Source organism: Mycobacterium sp. 2-64, from assembly GCF_035918375.1.
GTDB lineage: Bacteria > Actinomycetota > Actinomycetes > Mycobacteriales > Mycobacteriaceae > Mycobacterium > Mycobacterium intracellulare.
Window position 1 is genome coordinate 3504438 of sequence record NZ_CP142361.1, and the last position, 22659, is coordinate 3527096.

The window sequence follows — 22659 nt, forward strand, 5'->3', positions numbered from 1 at the left end:
TCCACCGTAACGGCCGCTCACCCCAAACCGCGGCAGCGCCCGCTTTAATTACCCCATGGCCGGCGCCGCACGCAGGATTCGTCCTCGATCGACCGCGCTGGGCTATGCGCTGCTGGCGCCGAGCCTGTTCGGTGTCCTCGCCTTTCTGCTACTGCCCATCCTGGTCGTGATCTGGCTGAGCCTGTGCCGGTGGGATCTGCTGGGACCGCTGCGCTTTGTGGGCCTGTCCAATTGGCGGTCGGTGCTGACCGACGGCACATTCGGTAATTCGCTGATCGTCACCGCGATCTTCGTGGCGATCGTGGTGCCGGCGCAGACGGCGCTGGGATTGCTGGCCGCGTCGATGCTGGCCCGCCAGCTTCGTGGCACCGGCCTGTTTCGCACCGTGTTTGTGCTGCCATGGATTTGCGCCCCGCTGGCGATTGCGGTGTTGTGGCGGTGGATCCTGGCTCCCACCGACGGCGCCGTGAGCACCGTGTTGGGACACAGCATCGAATGGCTTTCCGATCCCAGCTTCGCGCTGCCGCTCGTGTCGGCCGTCGTGGTGTGGACCAACGTCGGATACGTCTCGCTGTCGTTCCTGGCGGGCCTGCTGGCCATCCCCGACGAGGTCCACGCCGCCGCACGCACCGACGGCGCCAACGCGTGGCAGCGGTTCTGGCGCATCACCATACCCATGTTGCGGCCGACGACCTTCTTTGTGCTGGTGACCGGGATTGTCAGCACCGCACAGGTTTTCGACACGGTGTACGCCCTGACCGGCGGCGGGCCGGCGGGCAGCACCGACCTGGTGGCCCACCGCATCTACGCCGAGGCGTTCGGTTCGGCGGCGATCGGCCGGGCGTCGGTCATGGCGGTGGTGCTGTTCGTGATCCTGATCGGCGTCACGTTGCTTCAGCATCTGTATTTTCGGCGACGGATCAGTTATGACCTCACCTAGCCGCGCCAGCAACGCGCTGTTCTATTCCGGGCTGACCCTGGGCGCGTTGATCACGTTGGCGCCGTTCACCCTTGGCTTGATGACCGCGTTCACCTCGGCGCACCAATTCGTCACGGGTACGCCGCTGCAGCTGCCGCGGCCACCGACGTTCGCAAACTTCACCGACCTCGCCGGCGCCGGGTTCGGCCGCGCGGCGGCGGTCACCGCGTTGATGACAGCGGTGATTCTGGTGGGCCAGTTGACATTTTCCGTGCTGGCCGCGTACGCCTTCGCGCGCTTGCAGTTTCCCGGGCGCGACGCGCTGTTCTGGGTGTACATCGCGACGCTGATGGTGCCGGCGACGGTCACGATCGTGCCGATGTATCTCATGATGGCCCAGCTCGGCCTGCGCAACACGTTCTGGGCGCTGGTGCTGCCGTTCATGTTCGGCTCGCCCTACGCGATCTTCTTGCTGCGCGAGCACTTTCGCATGATCCCGAACGACTTGGTCAACGCCGCCCGCCTGGACGGCGCCAACACGCTGGACGAGATCGTGCACGTGGTGATCCCGTCGAGCCGGCCTGTCCTGGCCGCCCTGGCGCTGATCACCGTGGTCTCGCAGTGGAACAACTTCATGTGGCCGTTGGTGATCACCAGCGGCCACAAGTGGCGGGTGCTCACCGTGGCGACCGCCGACCTGCAGTCGCGGTTCAACTCCCAATGGACGTTGGTGATGGCGGCCACCACCATTGCCATCGCCCCGCTCATCGTGCTGTTCGTGGCCTTCCAGCGCCACATCGTCGCCTCGATCGTCGTCTCGGGGCTCAAATGACCCGGCCCCGGTTTTCCACGCTGGTCGCCGCGGCGCTCGGGGCGGTTGCGGTGTTGCTGGCGGCGACGGCGGTGCTGCTGGATTACTCGGGCCAGCCCCACGGCGGCAAGACCATTGTGACGGTGCGCATCTGGGGCGATCAGATCGCCGCGGCCTATCGGCAATCGTTCCAGGAGTTCAGCCGCGCCCATCCCGACATCGAAGTGCGCGTCAACTTGGTGGCGTATTCGACCTACTTCAACACCCTGCGCACCGACGTGGCCGGCGGTAGCGCCGACGACATCTTCTGGCTCTCCAACGCCTACCTCGCGGCTTACGCCGACAGCGGCCGGTTGCTGGATATCGGTGCAGCGCTGGGCCCCACCGCCGCGTCGGACTGGGAGCGACCGGTCGTCGAGCAGTTCACCCGCAACGGCACGCTTTGGGGCGTGCCGCAGCTGACCGACGCCGGGATCGCGTTGTACTACAACGCCGACCTGCTAGGCGCGGCCGGCGTCGACCCCGCCCAGTTGAGCACCTTGCGGTGGGGTCCCGACGAGCGGGACACGCTGCGGCCCGTCCTCGCCCGGCTCACCGTCGATGCCGACGGAAACCGCGGCGATACCCGGGGATTCGACGCCGGGCGGGTGCGGCAGTGGGGATACAACGCGGCCAATGACCCCCAGGGGATCTACCTGAACTACATCGGGTCGGCCGGCGGTGTGTTTCAGCGTGGCGACGAGTTTGCGTTCGACAATCCCGGGGCCGTGACCGCGTTTCAATATCTGGTCGACCTGATCAACCGCGACCACGTCGCGCCTCCCGCCGCCGACACCAACGACAACGGCGACTTTTCCCGCAACCAGTTCCTGGCCGGCCGGATGGCGCTGTTCCAGTCCGGTACCTACAACTTGGCCCCGGTGGCCCGCGACGCCCGCTTCCGTTGGGGTGTGGCGCTAATGCCGTCGGGCCCGGCGGGCCGGGTCAGCGTCACCAACGGCATTGCCGCGGCGGGCAATGCGGCATCACGGCATCCCGACGCGGTGCGCCGGGTGCTGGCCTGGATGGGGAGCAGGCTGGGCAACGAATATCTGGGCCGCTACGGTGCGGCGATCCCCGCGGTGTCGTCGGCCCAGCCGGTCTACTTTCACTACTGGGCCAGCCGGGGCGTCGATGTCACGCCCTTCTTCACCGTGCTGAGCGGCCCGCGCATCGCGGCGCCCGGCGGCGCGGGGTTTGCCGCGGGCAATGACGCCCTGCAGCCGTATTTCGACGAAATGTTCCTGGGCCGCGGCGATGTCGCGTCGACGTTACGGCGCGCTCAGGCGGCGGCCAACGCCGCCGCGGCGCGTCAGTGAGCGCCTGATCACGGCGAGCCGCTCGAAACCTCGCCGACCGTCTCGTCGTTGAGCGCGCTGTGGTGGCGGCCCCAGACGAAATAGAAAACCAACGCCAGCACGACCCAGCCGCTGAACGCGACCCAGGTGTACCAGTGCAGGCTGGCGAGGATGTACCCGCAGGCCGCCACCGAGAGGACCGGCGTGACAGGGTAACCCGGGACCTTGAAGCCCCGCGGCAGGTCGGGCTCGCGCACCCGTAAGACGATCACTCCGACAGAAACCACCACGAACGCGGTCAGGGTGCCGATGGACACCATGTCCGCGAGCTTTTGCAGCGGGACGAAGGCGGCCAACGTCGAGGCCGCGAGCGCGACGATCACCGTGTTGTTCACCGGGGTCATGGTGCGCGGGTTCACTTTTGCGAACCTCGCGGGCAGCAGGCCGTCCCGCCCCATGGCGAACAGGATGCGCGTCAGGCCGTACATGGTGACCAGCGTGACGCTGAAGATCGAAATGACCGCGCCCGCAGCGAGGATCGAGCCGGCCCAGCTCCCGTGGGTGACGTTCTCGAGAATCGTTGCCAGCCCGGCCTCCTGCTGTCCGGCGAAAGCTTGCCAGGGCTGCGCGCCCAGTGCGGCCACCGCAACCAATACGTAGACGCCGGTGACGGTCAGCAGCGCGGCGATCAGCGCGCGCGGCATGGTCTTCTGCGGGTTGTTCACCTCGTCACCCGCGGTGGACACGGCGTCGAGGCCGATGTAGGAGAAGAAGATGGTGCCCGCGGCCGACCCGATGCCCGCGACGCCGAACGGCGCGAAGTCCCGCAGGTGGTGCGCGTCGAACGCGGTGAAGGCGACGATCGCGAACACGACGAGCACGCCGAGCTTGATCATCACCATGATGGCGTTGACCTTCGCCGATTCGCTGGCGCCGCGGATGAGCAGCAACGCGCACATCCCGATCAGCGCGATCGCCGGCACGTTCAAATAGCCGGGCTGCGCGTCCCACGGCGCGGCCGACAAGGCATGTGGCAGTTGAAATCCCACCACGTTGCTCAGCAGCCTGTTGAGGTAGCCGCTCCAGTTGACCGCCACGGCGGCGGTGGCCACCCCGTATTCCAGAAGCAGGCAGGCCGCCACGCCCATCGCCACCACCTCCCCGAGCGTGGTGTACGCGTACGAGTACGACGAACCCGAAACCGGCACCGCCGAGGCCAATTCGGCGTAGCACACGGCCGCGAGGCCGGCGGCGAGGCCCGCCAGCAGGAAGGAGACGATGACTCCCGGCCCGGCTTCGGGCACGGCCACGGACATGACGAAGAAGATGCCGGTGCCGATGGTCGAGCCGACCCCGAACATGGTCAGCTGAAAGGTGCCGATGCCGCGCTTGAGGCCCTCCGCGGCACCGGGCGCGACGTGCGCGCCCACCACGGGGCGGCGCCGCAGCAGCTGCTCCTTCAGGCCAACCGACGTGGCTGCCAATTGCGCCTCCTGTTTCCGGTTCGGCGATCAGCGCCGGCGAAGCCCTCCGGGCCCGTCGGCCGCCAGGTGGCGCACCCCGGGCTCGGTCCAGGTGCCCGGATCGTCGAAGGCGCGCACGGCTTCGCGCCTAGTGAAGCTGGAGGATCGAGTCGACGACCACGCCGGCGGCGCCGGCCGCGGCGGTGATCGCCAGTGTCACCCAGTCCGCGAGCTTCGGGCGTCCGGGAGCGGCCGAGAGCTGACCGATTCCGCCACGCGCGGTGATCGCATCGCCCATTTCGTCGGCGCGCCGCAACGTCACAACGATTGCCGCGGTGAGCAAGTCGATCATGTCCCGCGCCTGCTGGCGCCGGCGCGCCCGGCGGCTGCGCGGAGTCTCGTTGGGACGCAGGCGCCGGGCGGCGTAGAGCACCTGGAACTCTTCGATCAACATCGGGAAGGCGCGCAGCGCGAGCGCCAGGGCAACCGCCCATTCGTCGCTCGGGATCCGCAACCACCGCAAGGGCCGGCCCAAAGCGGCCAGCGCCGGCCCCATTTCGGCGACGTTGGTGGTCCAGGACAGCATCGCCCCCAACCCGATCAACACGATCGACAGCGCGGTGACCCGCACGAAGTGCAACGTGCCGCCCAGCCCGATATGCACGCCGGCAATCGAGACCACGGGGCTTCCGGCGCCGAGAGCGGCGGTGATGCCGCCCACCGCGAGGACGATCCATATCCAGCGCCGCGGCGAGGGCAGCGCGCCGCGGGGAATGTGCGCGAGCCGGGCCGCCGTGATCAGCAACACCAACATCAGCCCGACGCTCGCCCAACCCGGGTAGAAGGTCAGCAGTATCGAGACGCCCAGCACCACCAACAGTTTGGTGCCGGCCCACAGTTCGTGAATTTTCGACGTTCCGGGCACCGGCACCAGCAGGACGACCGGCCGGGGAGTGCGCCGTGTTTTTCCCTTCGCCGACTTGGCGTCCGCGGGCGCGGTCATGGCATGCCCCCCGCCGCCGTCGACGCCGTCTCGAGCACGCCGTTGCGCAGATACAGGGATCGCGGGCAGAGCTCCTCCAGCCCGACGATGTCGTGGGAGATGACCACCAGCGTCAAACCTCGTTCCCTGCGCAGGTTTTCCAGCAGCCGCAGCAGGCCCCGCTGACTGCCGACGTCCAATCCCGCCAGTGGTTCGTCGAGGACGAGCGCCCGCGGGGAACGGGCCAGCAGCCCGGCCAGCACGACACGGCGCATCTGGCCGCCACTGAGTTGATCGATGCGCCGCGTGCCCATCGCCGGGTCCAGGCCGACCGATATCAGCGCCTCGGCCACCCGATCTTTGTCATGATGCGAAAAGCCCGCTGCGGAAGCGACTTCGGCGTCGACGTGGTCGCGCATCAGCTGCAACCGGGCCGACTGGAACGAGAGCGCGACCTCCCCGACGTGTTCGTGGGTGGGCTCGCCGTCGATCAGGCAGGTACCGCTGGTCGGAGTCGTCAACCCCGCCATGATCCACGCCAAGGTCGATTTGCCCGACCCGTTGCCGCCGTGGATCAACACCCCGTCACCCTGCTCGACCACGAAGCTGACATCGCGCAGGGCGACCTTGGCCCACGGTGTGCCGCTGGCGTATTCGTGGCTGACGTCGACGAGCTCGAGCACCGGCGTGCGCGACGGGGCCGCGACGTGAGGCGTCTGGGCGTGGGTGGCCGGGGTCTCGGCCTTGGCGGTGTTATCCGGTGAATCGCTGAGCGTGATGATGCGGTCGGCGGAGGCGGCCTCGTTGTCGTAGTGGGTGATGTGCACCAAGGCGCTCTGGTGGCGTTTCGCAAGACCAGAGAGCACGCCCAGCAACGCATCTCGCCCCTGCTGGTCGACCATCGTGGTGACCTCGTCGGCGATGAGCAACGCCGGATCGCGCGCCAGCGCCGCCGCGAGCGCAAGGCGCTGCAGCTCTCCGCCGGACAGGCTGCCGGTGTCGCGCTCGGCAAGTCCCTCGAGCCCGACCTCGCGCAGCAATCCGCCCACATCGATCTCCGCCCCCGGCGGCAAACCCCACACCACGTCGTCGGCGACGCGCGTGCCCAGAACTTGACTTTTGGGGTGCTGCAAGACAATTGCGGTGCCGCCCATTTCGCCCAGCCCCACCGCGCCGGGGCGGTCGATGGTTCCCGACGTCGGCTCCCGGCCGGCCAGCATCAACATCAACGTGGTCTTGCCCGAACCGTTGGCCCCGGTCACGGCGATGTGTTCGCCGGCCTGGACGGCGAGGCTGATCTCGCGCAGCGCGTCCCGGTCGGCGCCGGGATACCGGAACGACACCTTGTCAAGCCGCACGGGCACCGGCCCCACCGGAGCACTGCCAGCACCCTCGGAGACGTCCAACTTGTGCACGTCGGGAATCTTGCGCATTCGCTCCAGGAGGCGAGACAGCGCCGACCAGCTGATGAACGAAACGATGACGACCAACAAGACCATGTACGGGAAAATCAGTAGCTGCCAGTGGTGTATCCCGTTGGCGACGTATCGCTTCAAAGCGTCGCCCACGCCCGGCAGGTGTACCCAATTCAGGAATGCCGCGACCCCGTTGGCATTGGCGGTGATGACGTCGAAGAACAGCTGCCGCAGCCGCGTCAGCACCGCCAGGACCGCGACCCACCCGGCGCCCCACAGGACTCCGGCGATCAACGACAAGAAGGCGACCGTCGGCGTGCCCCGGCCCTTGCGCTTGACGATTCCGCACAGTCCGCCGACCCAGGCGCAGTCGACGAGCATGAACAGGCTGCCCAGTCCGGCGATCAAAAAGGCGATCACCCCGCCGGCTACGGTCGCGGCCATCAGGGCGCGGGGGCGGTAGCGGTACGCCAGCAATCCCATGGGCACGGTGCCCAGCACGCCCAACCCCTGAGCGAATGGGATTACCGCGGCGAGGATCTCGATCGCCGCGCAGAGGGCCCCCATGACCGCGGCCTGTGCCAACTCATTCGGACGCAGGGCCCCTTCCCCGGGTTGCCGAATACGCAGCAAGGTCACTTGGGCGATTCTGCCAGTCCCGCGAGGGGGTGTCCGCTGAAGAAGGGTTTTGGCGCGGCACGCCTGGTCGCTTCGCCCTCGCTTAGCAAAGCTATGCAACCATGGATACATGGACAATGTCGTCGACACCGCAAAGCTCGAGGGAGCGCAGGGGCTGGGGGCCGATCTGCTCGCCGTGGTCGCGCGGCTCAACCGCCTCGCCACCCAGCGCATCCAGATGCCGCTGCCGGCCGCGCAGGCAAGGCTGCTGGCCACCATCGAAGTTCACGGCGAAGCCCGAATCGGTGACCTCGCCGCCGTCGATCACTGTTCGCAACCGACGATGACCACGCAGGTGCGTCGCCTCGAGGAAGCGGGTCTGGTGACCCGCATGGTCGACCCGGGAGACGCGCGCGCCGTCCGCATCCGCATCACCGCCGAGGGCAGGCGCACCCTCAACGCGGTCCGGGCCGACCGCGCCGCCGCGATCGAACCCCAATTGGCGCTGCTCGACGCCGGTGACCGCCAGGTGTTGATGCAAGCGGTCGACGTGTTGCGCCGACTGCTCGACGATGCCACCCTGGCCACCTCGCTCGCGGGCCGCCGTACCTCGCTGTGAACGTCACAATGCTGGAGAGCGGACCGCGAGCGCGGGTAGACACGTAACCGAACGGGCGACCGGCGCCTGACGGCGAGACCCAATCGAGCTGACCGGTGACGAAAGGTGGCGGCCATGCCGACCGAGGCTTCGGCCGTTCCGGCCTCCCCGCTGACCGTGTGGGCCGGACCGAGCAGGTATGTCTTTTCGCCGGGACGCGACGTGCTCGTCGGCTATGGCCCGGGCTGCGACATCCCGCTGGAGCGCCTCGGAAGTCCCGCGCCGCCGCCCGCGCCCCATCCGGATGTGGTGCTCCGGTTCACCGGGGCCCAATGGGTGGCCATCGATCTGAGCCACCGCGGCATCTTCCTCGACGGATTTCGCGTGCCGACGGTCGAGATCCGCGACGGCCTGGGGATCACCATCGGCGATCCCCAGCACGGCCCGCGGCTGATTTTCCAGCTCGCGCCCGCCCCCGCCGCACCGGGACACCCGCCGCCCGGCGGGCCCGATCCGCGGGTCCCCACCCAAAGCGCCACCCAGCGCATGCCCGTGGTGGCGCCCCCACCGACCCCGGCGCCCCCACCCCCGCCAGTAACGCCGCATCCCGCGGCGCTCCCTCCCTTTCAGCCACCGGTCGCACCGACGCACCCGCCCGTCGCACCGGCCGAACAACCAAAAGGCCCGGGCCTGATCGAGCGGGTGATCACCTCGAAGCTGCGCGCCCAGCGCCCCTCCATTCGCAGCGACGAGGCCAACTCCACCTTCCGTCTGCCGCTGCGAACCGCGGCGCGCACCACCGGGGTGACGGCGTACCAGCTGGGCCTTGCCGTCGACGGGCGGCAGATCCTGTCGGACATCTCGTTCGGGGCCCGTCCGGGCACCATGACCGCCGTCATCGGGCCCTCCGCCGCGCGCAATTCCGCGCTGCTGGCCGTGCTGGCCGGCACCAGGGCACCCAGCTCCGGGCGCGCCACCGTCGATGGGCACGACGTGCACGCCGAACTGCAAGCCATGCGCAGCCGCATCGGGATCGTCGCGCGTGACGACCGGCTGCACCGCCAGCTCACGGTCGAACAGGCCGTGCAGTACGCCGCCGAAGTCCGGCTGCCACCGGAGGCCTCGGCCGAGCAGCGCGAGCGGGTTGTCGGCCAGGTGCTCGACGAGCTCGACCTGACGCCGCACCGCACCACCCGGATCCGCAAGCTCGCCCCCGAGGTGCGCCGGTGCGCCGCCCTGGCGATCGAGCTGATCACGCGGCCGAGCCTGCTCGTGGTCGACGAACCCACCGCCGGGCTGGACCCGGCGCAACAGCGCCACGTCATGGCGGTGCTGCGGCGCCAGGCCAATATCGGCTGTGTCGTCATCGTCGCGATCTCGGCGCGCGCGTCGCTCACCGACGTCGACACGTGCGATCAGGTGCTGGTACTCACCGGGGCGGGCAAGGTCGCGTACCTGGGCACCCCCCTCGACGCCGGATCCGCCATGGGCACCACCGACTGGTCGCAACTCCTCGCCCGGGTGAGCGCCGATCCCGACGGAACGCACGCCGCGTTCCGCGCGCGGCCGCAGCCGTTGACCGCCCCGCCCGAGGTCGCCGCACCGTGGACGCCGCCGGCCGGGCTGCCCCGGCGCCGCCAGATCCGGTTGCTGGCCCGACGGGAGGTCCGCCTGCTCCTGGCCCATCGCAGCTACTTCGCGTTCCTGGCGATCCTGCCGTTCGTGCTGGCGGGGCTGACGCTGCTGATCCCGGGCGACGCAGGCCTGACGCGTCCCGGGCCGGGCGGCGCCAACGGGCACGAAGCCATCGAAATCCTCGCCGCCCTCAACGTCGGCGCGGTGATCCTGGGCACGGCCCTGACCATCCGCGCCCTGGTCCTCGAGCACCGCGTCTTCCGCCGGGAACAACAGGTAGGACTGTCCGCGCCGGCCTACCTGGCCGCCAAGCTCACGGTGTACGCGCTGGCCGCCGCCCTGTGGACCGCCGTCATGTTCGCGATCGTCGTCGCCGTGCGGGGCGGACCGGCGGGCGACGCCGCGTTGCTGCGCAACGCCACGGTCGAGCTCTACGTCACCGCGGCGGCCACCGCGATCGTGTCCGCGGTGATCGGCCTCACCCTCTCGGCGCTGGGCACCGCGCTCCGGCAAGTCCTACCGCTGGTGGTCCCGGTGATCCTGGCGTCCGCGCTCTTCAACGGGAGCCTGGTGCAGCTGGTGAGCCTGTGGGGGTTGCAGCAGATCAGCTGGTTCGTCCCGGCCCAGTGGGGCTTCGCGGCCTCGGCGTCCACGGTGAATCTACGCAGGACCGACGCGCTGGCCGCCAACGTCTTGACGTGGACCCACTACAGCGGCTGGTGGGTCTTCGACATGGTGATGCTCGGCCTGTTCGGTGCCGTCGCGGCCGGGTTCACGCTCTACCGGCTGCGCTCGCCGCTGCCCGGCGAGCACCGCCCACCGGTCCGCGGCACCTGAACCGTCGTTCTTGTTCCCCGCGGCGCGAGCCGCGCATTACTGTCGGCTTATGGCGCCACAAAAGACAAGCACCGCAGAACATCTCCGCAACGCGCTGGACGGCCGGTGGCGTGACGTCAGAAACCGGATGCGGACGACGCTGACCGAGGACCTGTTCCGCCCGCACTACACCCCCAACACGGTGATCGCCCGCACCAAGGTGGCGGAGCAGATGAGGATCATGGCGGCGTTCGGCGCGGCCGCCGACAGCTTCCGCAAAGAACATGGCGGCACCGGCGACGTCGGCGCGGCGATCACGATGATCGAGATGCTGGCGATGTCGGACCTCTCGCTGATGGTGAAGGCCGGGGTGCAGTGGGGGCTGTTCGGCGGTGCCGTGGAGAACCTGGGCACCGAGCGCCACCACGAGACCTACGTGCCCAAGATCATCAGCCTGGAATTGCGCGGCTGTTTCGCGATGACCGAGACCGGGCACGGCAGCGACGTGCAGTCGCTGGAGACCACCGCGACCTACGACGCCGAGACGCAGGAGTTCGTCATCGACTCCCCCACCCCGTCGGCGCGCAAGGACTACATCGGGGGCGCGGCCGAAACCGCAACCATGGCAGCGGTTTTCGCGCAACTGATCACCACCGAGGACGGCAAGCCGGTCAATCACGGCGTGCACTGCGTGCTGGTCCCGATCCGCGACGAGGACGGCAACGACCTGCCCGGGATCACCACGTCGGACTGCGAATACAAGGGCGGGCTGCCCGGGGTGGACAACGGCCGCATCGTGTTCGACCACGTTCGCGTCCCGCGGGTGAACCTGTTGAACAAGTACGGCGATGTCGCCCCCGACGGCACCTACAGCTCGCCGATCGAGAACCCCAACCGCCGGTTCTTCACCATGCTGGGCACTTTGGTGCGCGGCCGGATCACCGTGGGCGGCAGCGCCGGCGCCGCCGGCCGGGTGGCGCTGGACATCGCGACCCGGTATGCGTTGCAGCGCAGGCAGTTCAGCGCCCCCGACGACGGTTCCGAGGTGCTGATCATGGACTACCTGGTGCACCAGCGGCGGCTGTTCCCGCTGATCGCGAAGTCCTACGCCCTGCAGTTCGCGCAGAACGAACTGGTCAGCAAATGTCATGACGTCCAGAGCGCCGACGCACCCGACGCCGACGAGCAACGCGAGCTCGAAGCCCGCGCGGCCGGGCTAAAGGCCGCCAACACCTGGCATGCCAGCCGCGCGATCCAGGAATCCCGCGAGGCGTGCGGCGGCGCGGGCTACATGGCCGAGAACAGGTTGATCGGGCTGCGCGGTGACACCGACGTCTTCACCACGTTCGAGGGCGACAATCACGTGCTGACCCAGCTGGTGGCCAAGGAACTGCTGACCGCGTACGCCGACGACATCAAGAGCATGAGCCCGGTCGAATGGGTGCGCTTTGCCGCCAACACCGTCGGTGAACGCGTCATCAAACGCACTGCGGCGGAAGCGATTATCCAAACGATCGTGGACTCCCGCCAGGACAGCGAGGAAGAGGGCAGCCTGTTCAATCGCGGCACGCAGATCAAGATGTTCGAAGACCGCGAGGAATACCTGCTGGCGTCGGTGGCGCGCCGGCTGCAGGCGAAATCCAAAGAGATGTCGGAATTCGACGCGTTCAACTCGGTGCAGGACCACGTGCTGCACGCGGCGAGCGCCCACATCGACCGCGTGGTGCTCGAAGCGTTCGTCGCCGGGATCGACGGCTGCGCGAACGAGGAGGCCCGCGAGCTGTTGGGGATCCTGTGCGACCTGTACGCGTTGTCGGTGATCGAGGACGACAAGGCGTGGTACATCGAGCACCGGTACCTGTCCACCGAGCGCGCCAAGGCCGTCACGCGGGGAATCAACGACCGCTGCCGGGCGCTGCGCCCGCACGCCGCGACACTGGTCGACGGCTTCGGGGTTCCCGAGCAACTGCGTTACGCCGAGATGCTGCACCCGGAGAACTTGGCGGACGCCGTCACAAGCTGACAGGCGAAGCCGATCGGCGTCGTCGAAGCCCTTGGCCCGACGGGTTATTGGTTGGGAACCTTGCCGACGGTTTGCAGCTTGCCGTCCGGGCCGATCCGGAACTTCACCGTCCCGATCCCGCTGGGACAGCACAGCTGATCATTTCCCTTCTGCCACTGGTACTGAACGGTCACGGTGTCATCCGAGGGCGGCAGCACGGTGATGTACGGCTTTGGGTTCGGGGTGGCGGTCCCGAGCGGCCTGTTGTGGTCGAAGAAGAGCAGCTGCTGGGGAGTCGACTCATTCGCGATCGTGGGGATGATCTGCACCCACGACAACCGGCAGTTGCGGGTATGGCCGCGCCCGATTTCAACCCAGATGGTGCCGGGGATCGCGATGGGGACCGCGGTGATCGCCTGGCGCACGGTGTCGGCGGTCGGCCCGTCGGAGGCCTTGCAGGTGTCGGGCTTGGCCTGCGGTGGCGTGGGCGCTTTGCCGCCGCAACCACAGGCCAGCAAAACCAGCACGATCACAGTGAGCCGACGCACGCGGTGAGCTTAGCGAAGACTGTGAATGTTCCGTCGGTTTGGTCGGAAAGCCCGTTCTGAGAAGCGTCGTGCGGGGTGCGCGACGTAACCTCGTGCGGGGCGGGTGGTCAACGGTGACCTGCGGTAACGCGATCCCCCGCCGCGAATTCCCCCGGCGATTTCACATTGGCGTGTCGGCCGGTGAGAGAAGAAAGTAAACGGGGGGAAATTTCGGGGAGCGGCGGCGAAACATGCCTGCTCCACAATGAACTCACTCGATACGGAGCTAACCCGTACGCACTCGACGGAGGGACGTGAGCGTGGCCACGGAGTCCATGGCGGAGGAGAACGCCGTGAACACCATGTGCGCGTATTGCGGCGTCGGTTGCGGCATGGTGTTGCAGATCACAACGGACCCGGAAACGGGTCGCGGTCACGTCACCAAGTCGGTTGGCAACAAAGAACATCCGGCCAACTTCGGCCGGCTGTGCACCAAGGGCGCCACCACCGCGGACATGCTGGGCGCCCCCGGCCGCATGGACTCGGCGTACGTGCGCACCGATCGCGGCGAACCGCTGCAGGCCATCGACACGGATCAGGCGATCACCCAGTGCGCGAGACGGTTACGGGCGATCATCGACGAACACGGCGCGGACGCGTTCGCGATGTACGTGTCCGGCCAGATGTCCATCGAGGCGCAGTACCTGGCGAACAAGCTGACCAAGGGGTTCATCGGCACCAACCAGATCGAGTCGAACTCGCGACTGTGCATGGCCAGTGCGGGTTCTGGCTACAAGCTTTCGCTGGGCGCCGACGGCCCCCCGGGTTCGTATCAGGACTTCGAACACGCCGACGTCTTCTTCGTCATCGGCGCCAACATGGCGGACTGCCACCCGATCCTTTTCCTGCGCATGATGGACCGCGTCAAGGCCGGCGCAAAACTGATCGTCGTCGACCCGCGCCGCACGGCGACCGCCGACAAGGCGGACCTCTTCCTGCAGATCGCCCCGGGGTCGGATCTGGCGCTGCTCAATGGCCTGCTGCACCTGATCGTCGAGAACGGCCACACCGACCCCGAATTCATCGCCGAGTTCACCGAGGGCTGGGAGGTGATGCCCAGCTTCCTGGCGCAGTACACCCCCGCCAAGGTCAGCGAAATATCCGGCATCCCCGAAGACGACATCCGCGCCGCGGCCCAGATGATCGGCGAGGCCGACAATTTCGTGAGCTGCTGGACGATGGGGCTCAACCAGAGCACCCACGGCACCTGGAACACCAACGCCATCTGCAACCTGCATCTGGCCACTGGGGCCATCTGCAAGCCCGGCAGCGGTCCCTTCTCCCTCACCGGGCAGCCCAACGCGATGGGTGGCCGCGAGATGGGTTACATGGGACCGGGCCTGCCGGGGCAGCGGTCGGTCGCCTCGGCCGAGGACCGCGAGTTCGTCGAAGACCTGTGGGGCGTCCCCCGCGGAACGCTGCGCACCGAGGTCGGCACCGGCACCATCGACATGTTCTCCCGAATGGCCGCCGGACAGATCAAGGCGTGCTGGATCGTCTGCACCAATCCCGTTGCCTCCGTTGCCAACCGCAAGACGGTGCTGGCCGGACTGGAGCGCGCCGAATTGGTGATGGTCCAGGACGCGTTCCTCGAGACGGAGACCACCGAATACGCCGACGTGTTATTGCCAGCGGCCCTGTGGGCGGAGTCTGAGGGGGTGATGGTCAATTCCGAGCGCAACATGACGCTGTTCCAGCCGGCGGTCCCCGCACCGAGTCACGCGATGCCGGACTGGCAAATCATCGCCCGGATCGCCTGCGAGATGGGCTTTTCGGAGGCGTTCAGTTACGACTCCGCCGAGGAGGTCTTCGAGGAAATCAAGCGGTTCTCGAACCCGAAGACCGGTTACGACCTGCGCGGGATCAGCTACGAGCGGTTGCGCCGGAGTCCGGTGCAGTGGCCGTGCGCGCCGGACAGCGAGGCCGATCGCAACCCGATCCGCTATCTGAACGACGGTGTCAGCCAATCACAGTTGGTCCGCGACGACGGCACGGTGCCGCGACTGGCCTTTCCGACCCCGAGCGGCCGTGCGGCGTTCTTCGCCCGCCCGCACCTGCTGCCCGAGGAGATGCCGGACGACGACTACCCGTTCCTGCTGAACACCGGCCGGCTGCCGCACCAATGGCACACCATGACCAAGACCGGCAAGGTCGCCAAGCTCAACAAGCTCAACCCCGGACCGTTCGTCGAGATCCACCCCGACGACGCCGCGAGGCTTGATATCGCCGACGACGATCCGATCGAAATCGCTTCTCGCCGCGGCCGCGCGGTGCTGCCCGCGGTCGTCAGCGATCGGGTGCGTCCGGGCAACTGCTTCGCGCCGTTCCACTGGAACGATGCCTTCGGCGAGTACCTGTCGATCAACGCCGTCACCAACGACGCCGTCGACCCGATCTCGAACCAGCCCGAATTCAAGGCGTGCGCCGTCACCTTGACGAAAGTAGCTGTCTCCCAACCCGATCCGGACACCACGACGACGGCGAACACCGACGCACCGGACGCCGCGGCCAGGGAGGTACGAGAAATCAGCGTGCCCCAACTCGACACCCTGGGCGAATTGCTCGGCGTCACAACACTGCCCAAGCCGGAATTCAACGAACTCGGCCGCGCCTACCTCGCCGGGATGCTGACCGGGCTCCGCTCGGACGCCGGCCGCCGCGCCGCCGGGGTGCCGACCTTGCCGCCGAGCGCGCCGTTCGATTCCGGCACCCGGTTGTGGGTGGACGGCCTACTGGCGGGATTGTTCTCGCGCGCCGACGGACCCAAGCCGGTGGCGCTGCCCGTGGCGCCCCCATCGGCTCCGGCGCCGGCCGTTGGGCAGCCGCCCGTCGCGCCGGCCGGCCCCCCACCCGCGCCCGAGCGCGCTCCCGTCGTGGTGCTGTGGGCGTCGCAGACGGGGACTGCGGAGGAGCTCGCCGCCGACATCGCCGCCCGACTGGCCGACGCCAAGCTGCCGGTCTCATTGCACAGCATGGACGACTTCCCGGTGGCCGAGCTGACGAAAACGCGGGAGCTATTGCTCATCACCAGCACCACCGGTGACGGCGACGCGCCCGACAACGGTGCCGGCCTGTGGCGGGCGCTGACGTCCGAGACCGCGCCGCGATTCACCGATACCCGCTACGCCGTGCTCGCGCTGGGCGACTCCAATTACGACGACTTCTGCGGCCACGGACGCAATCTCGACGCGCGGCTCGCCGAGCTGGGCGCGACCCGCCTCACCGGCCGGGTCGACTGCGAACCCGACTACGACGACTCCGCGGCGAAGTGGCTTGGCGACATCATCGACGCCCTGACCCGGACCCCCACCTCCGTCGGTGGCGACGGCAGGGCGGCGGCGCCGGCCCGCGCCTCCACGGTGGTGGCGCCGTCGCGCCCGGGCCCGCCCGCGCCGAGCACGTACAGCAAGAAGCATCCGCTGATCACCGGCATGGTCCGCAACACCGTGCTGAGTCGGCCGAAATCGGCAAAAGACGTGCGGCACTTGGTTTTCGACCTGCCGGAAGAAACCGTGACCTACGAGGCCGGTGACGCGCTCGGGGTGTGGCCGCGCAACAGCGACCAGCTGGTCGACGAATGGCTGTCCGTCACCGGGCTGGACGCGCAGACACCCGTCGAGGTCGGCGAGCACGGGCTGATGTCGTTGCGCTCGGCGCTGACCGAGCGCATCGAAATCGCCCACATCAGCCGGGACCTGGTGCGGTTCGTGCAGGAGCGCACGGGCGATGCGAAACTCGCGGAGCTGCTGAAGCCGGAAAACAAGCGCGCCCTGGCGGATTGGTCGTGGGGCCGGCAATCCATCGACCTGCTGGCGCAGCTGCCGGTCATCGCGTCGGCCCACGAGTGGCTGCGAGTGCTCAAACGCCTTCAGCCGCGGCTGTACTCGATCTCATCGAGCCCGAAAGAGTGCCCGGGCGAGGTTCACCTGACGGTCTCACCGGTGCGCTACAACTTCCAGGGCGTCCCGCGCCGCGGGGTGTGTTCGACCTACCTCGCCGACCGTTCCCCTGGCGATCGAGTCGCCGTGTACCTGCAGTCGTCGAGCAATTTCCGCCCGCCGAGCGACCCGGACACGCCGATGATCATGATCGGTCCGGGCACCGGCATCGCGCCCTTCCGCGGCTTTCTGCAGGAGCGGCGCGCGCTCGGCCACACCGGACCCAACTGGTTGTTCTTCGGCGAGCAACATGCCGCCACCGACTACTACTACCGCGACGAACTCGAACAGATGCGTGACGACGGCTTTCTCACCGAGTTGGACCTCGCGTTCTCCCGGGACCAGCAGCAAAAGGTCTACGTGCAGCACCTGATGCGCAACCGCGGCGCGCAGCTGTGGAGCTGGTTGCAGGACGGCGCCCAGCTCTACGTCTGCGGCACCGCCGACCCGATGGCCAAGGACGTCGACCGCGCGCTGTGCGACATCGCGGCCGAATTCGGCAACCTCGACCCGGACGCGGCGCAGGCGTACGTGCAAGGGCTCAGCGCCGACAAGCGCTACCACCGCGACGTCTACTAGCGCCGATCCGCCGCTGACATCGAACTTGTAATACGGCGGAAACATCGCGCATCCGCCGATGAAACATCCGCGTCGCACCATGCACTCAGAAGGTCGCGCACCTGAAGGGGTCGTCGTATGACTCGGGACTGTGATGGACCCGATCGGGTCCTCGAGAACGGCTGCCCGCTGCGATGCCGCCTACGACGCGTCGGCGTGACGGAGGAGCGGGTGGATTGGGCGGGGCTGCCCGTCAACCTGGACTTCGCGTTCTCGCGCGATCAGCGCGACAAGGTTTACGCCCAGCACCTGATGCGCAGGCGCTTGTGCGTCTGCGAGATCGCCGCCGAGCAGGCTCCTTTGGCTGCGACGAAACAAAACCTCGAATATTCCTGAATCCCTTGGGTTCACGAAACCGTGGCTTTGGCTGGCCGTCCGCGCCGGAGCTATAAGGGCAACATCGGGGCAACGCAAGGTTTTCATTCACGCCGACCCTAATCGTGCTTGACAGATTGGGATTTCAAATTCTGGTTAGACTCTGCGGGTGACAAACAGGCCGTCGTCATACCTGGTGTTGGCGTCGCAGCGCAGCGGCAGCACGCTGCTGGTCGAATCGCTGCGCGCGACCGGCGTGGCCGGCGAGCCGCAGGAGTTCTTTCAGTATTTGCCGGCCACCAGCCAGTCGCCACAGCCACGGGAGTGGTTCGCCGGCGTCGACGACGAGTCGATCCTGAATCTGCTTGACCCGCTGGACGCCGGGACCCCGGACCTCGCGCCGCCCGAGATCTGGCGCGCCTACATCCGTACGGTCGGACGGACGCCGAACGGGGTGTGGGGCGGCAAGCTGATGTGGAACCAGACACCGCTGCTGCTCGACCGCGCCAAGAACCTGCCGGACCGAAGCGGCGACGGCCTGCTCGCGGCCATCCGCGACGTGGTGGGCGAAGACCCGCTACTGATTCACGTCTACCGGCCCGACGTGATTTCGCAGGCGGTGTCCTTCTGGCGCGCGGTGCAGACCCGCGTCTGGCGGGGCAGGCCCGACCCGGCCCGCGACGCACGCGCCACCTACCACGCCGGGGCGATCGCTCACGTGGTCACCATGCTGCGCGCGCAAGAAGAGGGCTGGCGGAACTGGTTCGCCCAGGAGGGCATCACGCCCATGGAGATTCCGTATCCGGTGTTGTGGCGCAACCTCACCCAGGTGGTGGCCTCCATCCTCGAGGCGCTGGGTCTCGACCCGCAGCTGGCGCCGGAGCCGGTGCTCGAACGCCAGGCCGACCATCGCTCCGACGAGTGGGTGGACCGCTACCGTGCCGACGCCGAGAAGCGCGGCCTGCCAACCTGATCGACCGCCCCGGGCGAGCTAAATTCTGCCCGAGTCAATCACTTGGACGCGCCGGACCCACGGGCCACGATTCCCCTCAACGGGATGCGGCTGCGCAAGCCGCCACTGTCGCCCGGGGAGTCGCGTGAGGAGTGGCCATCGTGGGTGAGGGCGTGCCAGAGGACGACGCGCTGCGGGGACCGCGCTGGACCGCGAGGCTCGGCGCGATATCGGTGGACTGGTGGGCGACCGCGGTGGCCGGCGTGATCGTCGCGCTGGCGGTGGCCGACGTGCTTCCGAAGGTTCCGTGGTGACCGGCGTGAGCACGGTGCGCGTCGAGCCCGGCGAAGCATCTGCCGAAACCACGTTCACCAGTACCCGTCCGCTCGACTATGTCCCGGGCATCCTGCTGCTGATCGGCGTCGGGGTGCTGGGCAAGTACGCCCAGATCTGGTGGAACGCGCTGGCCAAACACGAGCACTGGACGGTGCCCGACATCGAATACGTGTTGTGGGCGATCGTGATTGGGCTGCTCATCACCAATACCGTTGGCCTGCACCCGATCTTTCGCTCCGGCGTGCTGACCTACGAATTCTGGCTCAAGGTCGGCATCGTGGCGCTCGGTTCGCGTTTCGTGCTGGGCGACATCGCCAAGCTCGGCGGGATCAGCCTGGTGCAGATCCTGGTGGACATGACGATCGCGGGGACGATCATCATCGTCGTGGCCCGCGCGTTCGGGTTGTCGGGCAAGCTCGGCTCGTTGTTGGCGATCGGCACGTCGATCTGCGGGGTGTCGGCGATCGTGGCGGCCAAGGGCGCGATCCGGGCCCGCAATTCCGATGTCAGCTACGCGATCGCGGCGATCCTGGCGCTGGGCGCGGTGTCACTGTTCGTGTTGCCGCCGCTGGGCCACGCGATCGGGCTCACCGATCACGAATTCGGTTTGTGGGCAGGGCTTTCCGTGGACAACACCGCCGAAACCACCGCCACGGGCTACCTGTACTCCGACCACGCCGGCAAGATCGCGGTGCTGGTGAAGTCGACCCGCAACGCGCTGATCGGTTTCGTCGTGCTGGGCTTCGCGCTGTATTGGGCCGCGCGCGGGCAGGCCGACGAGATCGCGCGGGGCGCCAATGCCAAGGCCGCGTTCGTCTGGAACAAATTCCCGAAATTCGTGCTCGGCTTCCTGGCGGTGTCGGCGATCGCCACCGCCGGCTGGCTGACCAAAGGCCAAACCGCCAACCTCGCCAACGTGTCGAAATGGGCGTTCCTGCTGACCTTTGCTGGCGTGGGCCTCAACACCGATATCCGTCAGATCGCGCGCACCGGCTGGCGCCCGCTGGTCGTCGCGGTCATCGGGCTGACGGTCGTCGCCACCGTCTCCCTCGGCATCGTGCTGCTGACGTCGCGGCTGCTCGGGTGGGGTGTCAGCGCCTAGGCACGGCGCCGACACATGCGGAGACCCTCGCGCCGAGCCGATCGAAGCGATGACCAGCCCAGACGGCGCGGATCCCGGCTGAGCCCAACGGGCGAAAACCTCGCCTGTCCTATAGTGGACGCATGCAACACTCCGTACAGCTGCGCTTTGTCCCGTCGCGCGTCGCGGACTGTTCGTGTCGCTGTTGTTGATCCGCACGCCTCTGACACTGTAGAAATCCGCGCGCTAGCCCATGTCAGGGCGGTTTCGGTGTATTTGTCCGGCGGCGTCAAGACGCGGGCTCACGGAGATTTTCAGGAAAATTAGCGACCGATGACCGTATCGTCCGAGCCGATTCACGCCCTGGCGGGAGCTAGCCGCAGCGGCCCTGATCAGGCTCGACTCGATTATGCGGCGCTAGCCATCCCGACCGAGATGAACATAGAGTTCGATATTAGCTGGCAGGCTGAGAGGCCTGGTCCTACATCGTTGGAGACAAAAGGTAGATGAGCATCGCCGAGAACGTCACGGAACTGATCGGAAACACCCCGCTGGTCCGGCTCAACAGGGTCACCGACGGTGCGGTCGCCGACGTCGTCGCCAAGCTGGAATTCTTCAACCCGGGAAACAGCGTCAAGGACCGCATCGGGGTCGCGATGATCGACGCGGCCGAAAAGGCGGGCGTGATCAAGCCGGACACGATCATTCTCGAACCGACGAGCGGGAACACCGGCATCGCGCTGGCGCTGGTGGCGGCCGCACGCGGCTACCGCTGCGTGTTGACCATGCCGGAGACGATGAGCGTCGAGCGGCGAATGTTGTTGCGCGCGTTGGGCGCCGAGATCGTCTTGACACCCGGTCCGGAGGGCATGCCGGGCGCCATCGCCAAGGCCGAGGAATTGGCCAAGAGCGACCAACGGTACTTCGTGCCGCAGCAGTTCGAGAACCCGGCCAACCCCGAAATCCACCGTAAGACAACGGCGGAGGAAGTCTGGCGCGACACCGACGGCAAGGTGGACATCTTCGTCGCCGGGGTCGGGACCGGCGGCACCCTCACCGGGGTGGCTCAGGTCATCAAAGAACGTAAGCCCTCCGCACAATTCATCGCCGTCGAGCCGGAGGGGTCCCCGGTGCTCTCCGGTGGACAGAAAGGGCCGCACCCCATCCAGGGCCTCGGCGCCGGTTTCGTCCCGCCGGTGCTGGCGATGGATCTGGTGGACGAGGTCATCACCGTCGGCAACGAAGAGTCGATGACGTTGGCCCGGCGGCTGGCCGCCGAAGAGGGACTGCTGGTCGGCATCTCCTCGGGGGCCGCGCTGGCGGCCGCGCTGAAGGTCGCCCGCCGCCCGGAAAACGCCGGAAAGCTCATCGTCGTCGTGCTGCCCGACTTCGGCGAGCGCTACCTGAGCACGCCGCTGTTCGCCGACCTGGCCGATTAGTCATGCTCGACGCCATTCGCACCGACATCCGGGCCGCCAGGGAGCGAGACCCCGCCGCCCCGACCACGCTGCAGGTGATCTTCGCCTATCCCGGGGTGCACGCCATCTGGCTTCACCGCATCAACCACTGGCTGTGGCTGCGCGGGGCGAGGCTGATCGCGCGCATCACCGCCGAGATCACCAGGATCCTGACCGGCGTCGAGATTCACCCCGGCGCCGTCCTGGGGCCCGGGCTGTTCATCGATCACGCCACCGGCGTGGTGATCGGCGAGACCGCCGAGGTCGGCGAGGACGTGACGATCTACCACGGCGTCACCCTCGGCGGCAGCGGCAGGGACACCGGCAAGCGCCATCCCACCATCGGCGACCGGGTGATCATCGGCGCGGGCGCAAAGGTCTTGGGCGCGATAAAAATCGGCGACGACAGCCGCATCGGCGCCAACGCCGTGGTGGTCAAAGAGGTTCCGTCCAGCGCGGTGGTCATCGGGGTGCCCGGACAGGTCATCAGCCGTAGCCGTCCCGGCAGTCCGGATGACTCGATGATGCCCGATCTCGTCGGTGTCAGCCTGCAGTCGCTGCTGACCCGGGTGACCAAACTCGAGGCCCGGGCGGACGGCGCGCAGACCAACCACGTCATCCGGCCCCCCGAAGCCGGAGTCTGGTACGGCGAGGACTTCTCCATCTGATTCTTCGGCGATGAACTCGGCAGAGTATTACTCACGCTGACGTTAACTCCGCCCCGGAATGCATTGCCGCGCTGAGCGTTGCACAGTGGGTTATGGACACGATGCACGACG

General features: G+C 67.8%; 17 protein-coding genes and 1 pseudogene. 13 read left to right on the forward strand and 5 right to left on the reverse strand.

The genetic code is table 11. The annotated features are described in order from the left end of the window. Positions 1–55 precede the first annotated feature (55 nt). The 3 genes from QGN31_RS16430 to QGN31_RS16440 are packed head-to-tail and all read left to right on the forward strand — an operon-like array spanning position 56 to position 3088. On the forward strand, positions 56–940 hold the full coding sequence (locus QGN31_RS16430) for a carbohydrate ABC transporter permease (RefSeq protein ID WP_008255663.1): 885 nt from the start codon (positions 56–58) through the stop codon (positions 938–940). Then, positions 927–1751, forward strand: coding sequence for a carbohydrate ABC transporter permease (locus QGN31_RS16435; protein ID WP_014941697.1), 825 nt, complete (start codon positions 927–929; stop codon positions 1749–1751). The genes QGN31_RS16430 and QGN31_RS16435 overlap by 14 nt, the downstream gene beginning before the upstream one ends. Further along, the gene (locus QGN31_RS16440) at positions 1748–3088 is read left to right on the forward strand and encodes an extracellular solute-binding protein (RefSeq protein ID WP_014941696.1); all 1341 of its coding nucleotides are present in this window, start codon (positions 1748–1750) and stop codon (positions 3086–3088) included. Before QGN31_RS16435 ends, QGN31_RS16440 begins: the two co-directional genes overlap by 4 nt. 8 nt (positions 3089–3096) lie before the next feature. Here the strand turns inward: QGN31_RS16440 and QGN31_RS16445 are convergent, their stop codons facing one another. From QGN31_RS16445 to QGN31_RS16455, 4 genes and pseudogenes are all read right to left on the reverse strand, one after another. After that, positions 3097–4551 (reverse strand): amino acid permease, encoded by a 1455-nt coding sequence (locus QGN31_RS16445; RefSeq protein ID WP_014379821.1) that lies wholly within the window; start codon positions 4549–4551, stop codon positions 3097–3099. A gap of 42 nt (positions 4552–4593) precedes the next feature. After that, a pseudogene (locus QGN31_RS26365) lies at positions 4594–4668 on the reverse strand (hypothetical protein); the annotation flags it as partial. A 10-nt stretch (positions 4669–4678) separates the two neighbouring features. Further along, positions 4679–5533: an energy-coupling factor transporter transmembrane component T family protein gene (locus tag QGN31_RS16450; protein ID WP_008255659.1), complete on the reverse strand. Its 855-nt coding sequence runs from the start codon at positions 5531–5533 to the stop codon at positions 4679–4681. After that, the gene (locus QGN31_RS16455) at positions 5530–7566 is read right to left on the reverse strand and encodes an ATP-binding cassette domain-containing protein (RefSeq protein ID WP_225336764.1); all 2037 of its coding nucleotides are present in this window, start codon (positions 7564–7566) and stop codon (positions 5530–5532) included. Before QGN31_RS16455 ends, QGN31_RS16450 begins: the two co-directional genes overlap by 4 nt. Positions 7567–7675: 109 nt before the next feature. Here QGN31_RS16455 and QGN31_RS16460 point away from each other — a divergent pair, with 109 nt between their 5' ends. The 3 genes from QGN31_RS16460 (at position 7676) to QGN31_RS16470 (ending at position 12617) form a co-directional block, all read left to right on the forward strand. After that, a complete protein-coding gene (locus QGN31_RS16460) occupies positions 7676–8164 on the forward strand; it encodes a MarR family winged helix-turn-helix transcriptional regulator (protein ID WP_008255657.1) in 489 nt (162 codons plus the stop codon). Positions 8165–8278: 114 nt separating this feature from the next. Beyond that, entirely contained in the window at positions 8279–10615 is a 2337-nt protein-coding gene (locus QGN31_RS16465) for an ATP-binding cassette domain-containing protein (protein ID WP_008255656.1), read from the forward strand. Positions 10616–10664: 49 nt separating this feature from the next. Continuing rightward, positions 10665–12617 carry an acyl-CoA dehydrogenase family protein gene (locus tag QGN31_RS16470; protein ID WP_014379818.1) on the forward strand — a complete coding sequence of 651 codons (1953 nt, stop codon included), beginning with the start codon at positions 10665–10667 and terminating at the stop codon, positions 12615–12617. Between the two features lie 44 nt (positions 12618–12661). On the opposite strand, the gene QGN31_RS16475 is transcribed toward QGN31_RS16470, so the two are convergent. Further along, positions 12662–13129 carry an LppP/LprE family lipoprotein gene (locus tag QGN31_RS16475; RefSeq protein WP_008255654.1) on the reverse strand — a complete coding sequence of 156 codons (468 nt, stop codon included), beginning with the start codon at positions 13127–13129 and terminating at the stop codon, positions 12662–12664. Positions 13130–13458: 329 nt separating this feature from the next. Between QGN31_RS16475 and QGN31_RS16480 the strand changes: the two genes are divergently transcribed. From QGN31_RS16480 to cysE, 7 genes are all read left to right on the forward strand, one after another. After that, positions 13459–17700, forward strand: a complete 4242-nt coding sequence (locus tag QGN31_RS16480; RefSeq protein ID WP_014379817.1) for a bifunctional nitrate reductase/sulfite reductase flavoprotein subunit alpha — start codon at positions 13459–13461, stop codon at positions 17698–17700. Positions 17701–17817: 117 nt separating this feature from the next. Beyond that, complete coding sequence (locus QGN31_RS16485) at positions 17818–18075, forward strand: hypothetical protein (protein ID WP_369798898.1); 258 nt, start codon at positions 17818–17820, stop codon at positions 18073–18075. A gap of 148 nt (positions 18076–18223) precedes the next feature. Next, positions 18224–19027 (forward strand): trehalose 2-sulfotransferase, encoded by an 804-nt coding sequence (gene stf0 / locus QGN31_RS16490; protein ID WP_008255650.1) that lies wholly within the window; start codon positions 18224–18226, stop codon positions 19025–19027. 140 nt (positions 19028–19167) lie between these two features. Then, complete coding sequence (locus tag QGN31_RS16495) at positions 19168–19320, forward strand: hypothetical protein (RefSeq protein ID WP_162130190.1); 153 nt, start codon at positions 19168–19170, stop codon at positions 19318–19320. Beyond that, on the forward strand, positions 19314–20444 hold the full coding sequence (locus tag QGN31_RS16500) for a YeiH family protein (protein WP_008255648.1): 1131 nt from the start codon (positions 19314–19316) through the stop codon (positions 20442–20444). The genes QGN31_RS16495 and QGN31_RS16500 overlap by 7 nt, the downstream gene beginning before the upstream one ends. Before the next feature lie 485 nt (positions 20445–20929). Beyond that, a complete protein-coding gene (gene cysK / locus QGN31_RS16505; RefSeq protein ID WP_008255646.1) occupies positions 20930–21862 on the forward strand; it encodes a cysteine synthase A in 933 nt (310 codons plus the stop codon). A 2-nt stretch (positions 21863–21864) separates the two neighbouring features. Continuing rightward, positions 21865–22548 carry a serine O-acetyltransferase gene (cysE, locus tag QGN31_RS16510; protein WP_008255645.1) on the forward strand — a complete coding sequence of 228 codons (684 nt, stop codon included), beginning with the start codon at positions 21865–21867 and terminating at the stop codon, positions 22546–22548. The last annotated feature ends 111 nt before the right edge of the window (positions 22549–22659 follow it).

Coding starts and splice junctions, on each gene's coding strand:
- QGN31_RS16430 (WP_008255663.1), top strand. CDS start 56: ATGGCCGGCGCCGCACGCAGGATTCGTCCTCGATCGACCGCGCTGGGC.
- QGN31_RS16435 (WP_014941697.1), top strand. CDS start 927: ATGACCTCACCTAGCCGCGCCAGCAACGCGCTGTTCTATTCCGGGCTG.
- QGN31_RS16440 (WP_014941696.1), top strand. CDS start 1,748: ATGACCCGGCCCCGGTTTTCCACGCTGGTCGCCGCGGCGCTCGGGGCG.
- QGN31_RS16450 (WP_008255659.1), bottom strand. CDS start 5,533: ATGACCGCGCCCGCGGACGCCAAGTCGGCGAAGGGAAAAACACGGCGC.
- QGN31_RS16460 (WP_008255657.1), top strand. CDS start 7,676: ATGGACAATGTCGTCGACACCGCAAAGCTCGAGGGAGCGCAGGGGCTG.
- QGN31_RS16465 (WP_008255656.1), top strand. CDS start 8,279: ATGCCGACCGAGGCTTCGGCCGTTCCGGCCTCCCCGCTGACCGTGTGG.
- QGN31_RS16470 (WP_014379818.1), top strand. CDS start 10,665: ATGGCGCCACAAAAGACAAGCACCGCAGAACATCTCCGCAACGCGCTG.
- QGN31_RS16480 (WP_014379817.1), top strand. CDS start 13,459: ATGGCGGAGGAGAACGCCGTGAACACCATGTGCGCGTATTGCGGCGTC.
- QGN31_RS16485 (WP_369798898.1), top strand. CDS start 17,818: ATGACTCGGGACTGTGATGGACCCGATCGGGTCCTCGAGAACGGCTGC.
- cysK (WP_008255646.1), top strand. CDS start 20,930: ATGAGCATCGCCGAGAACGTCACGGAACTGATCGGAAACACCCCGCTG.
- cysE (WP_008255645.1), top strand. CDS start 21,865: ATGCTCGACGCCATTCGCACCGACATCCGGGCCGCCAGGGAGCGAGAC.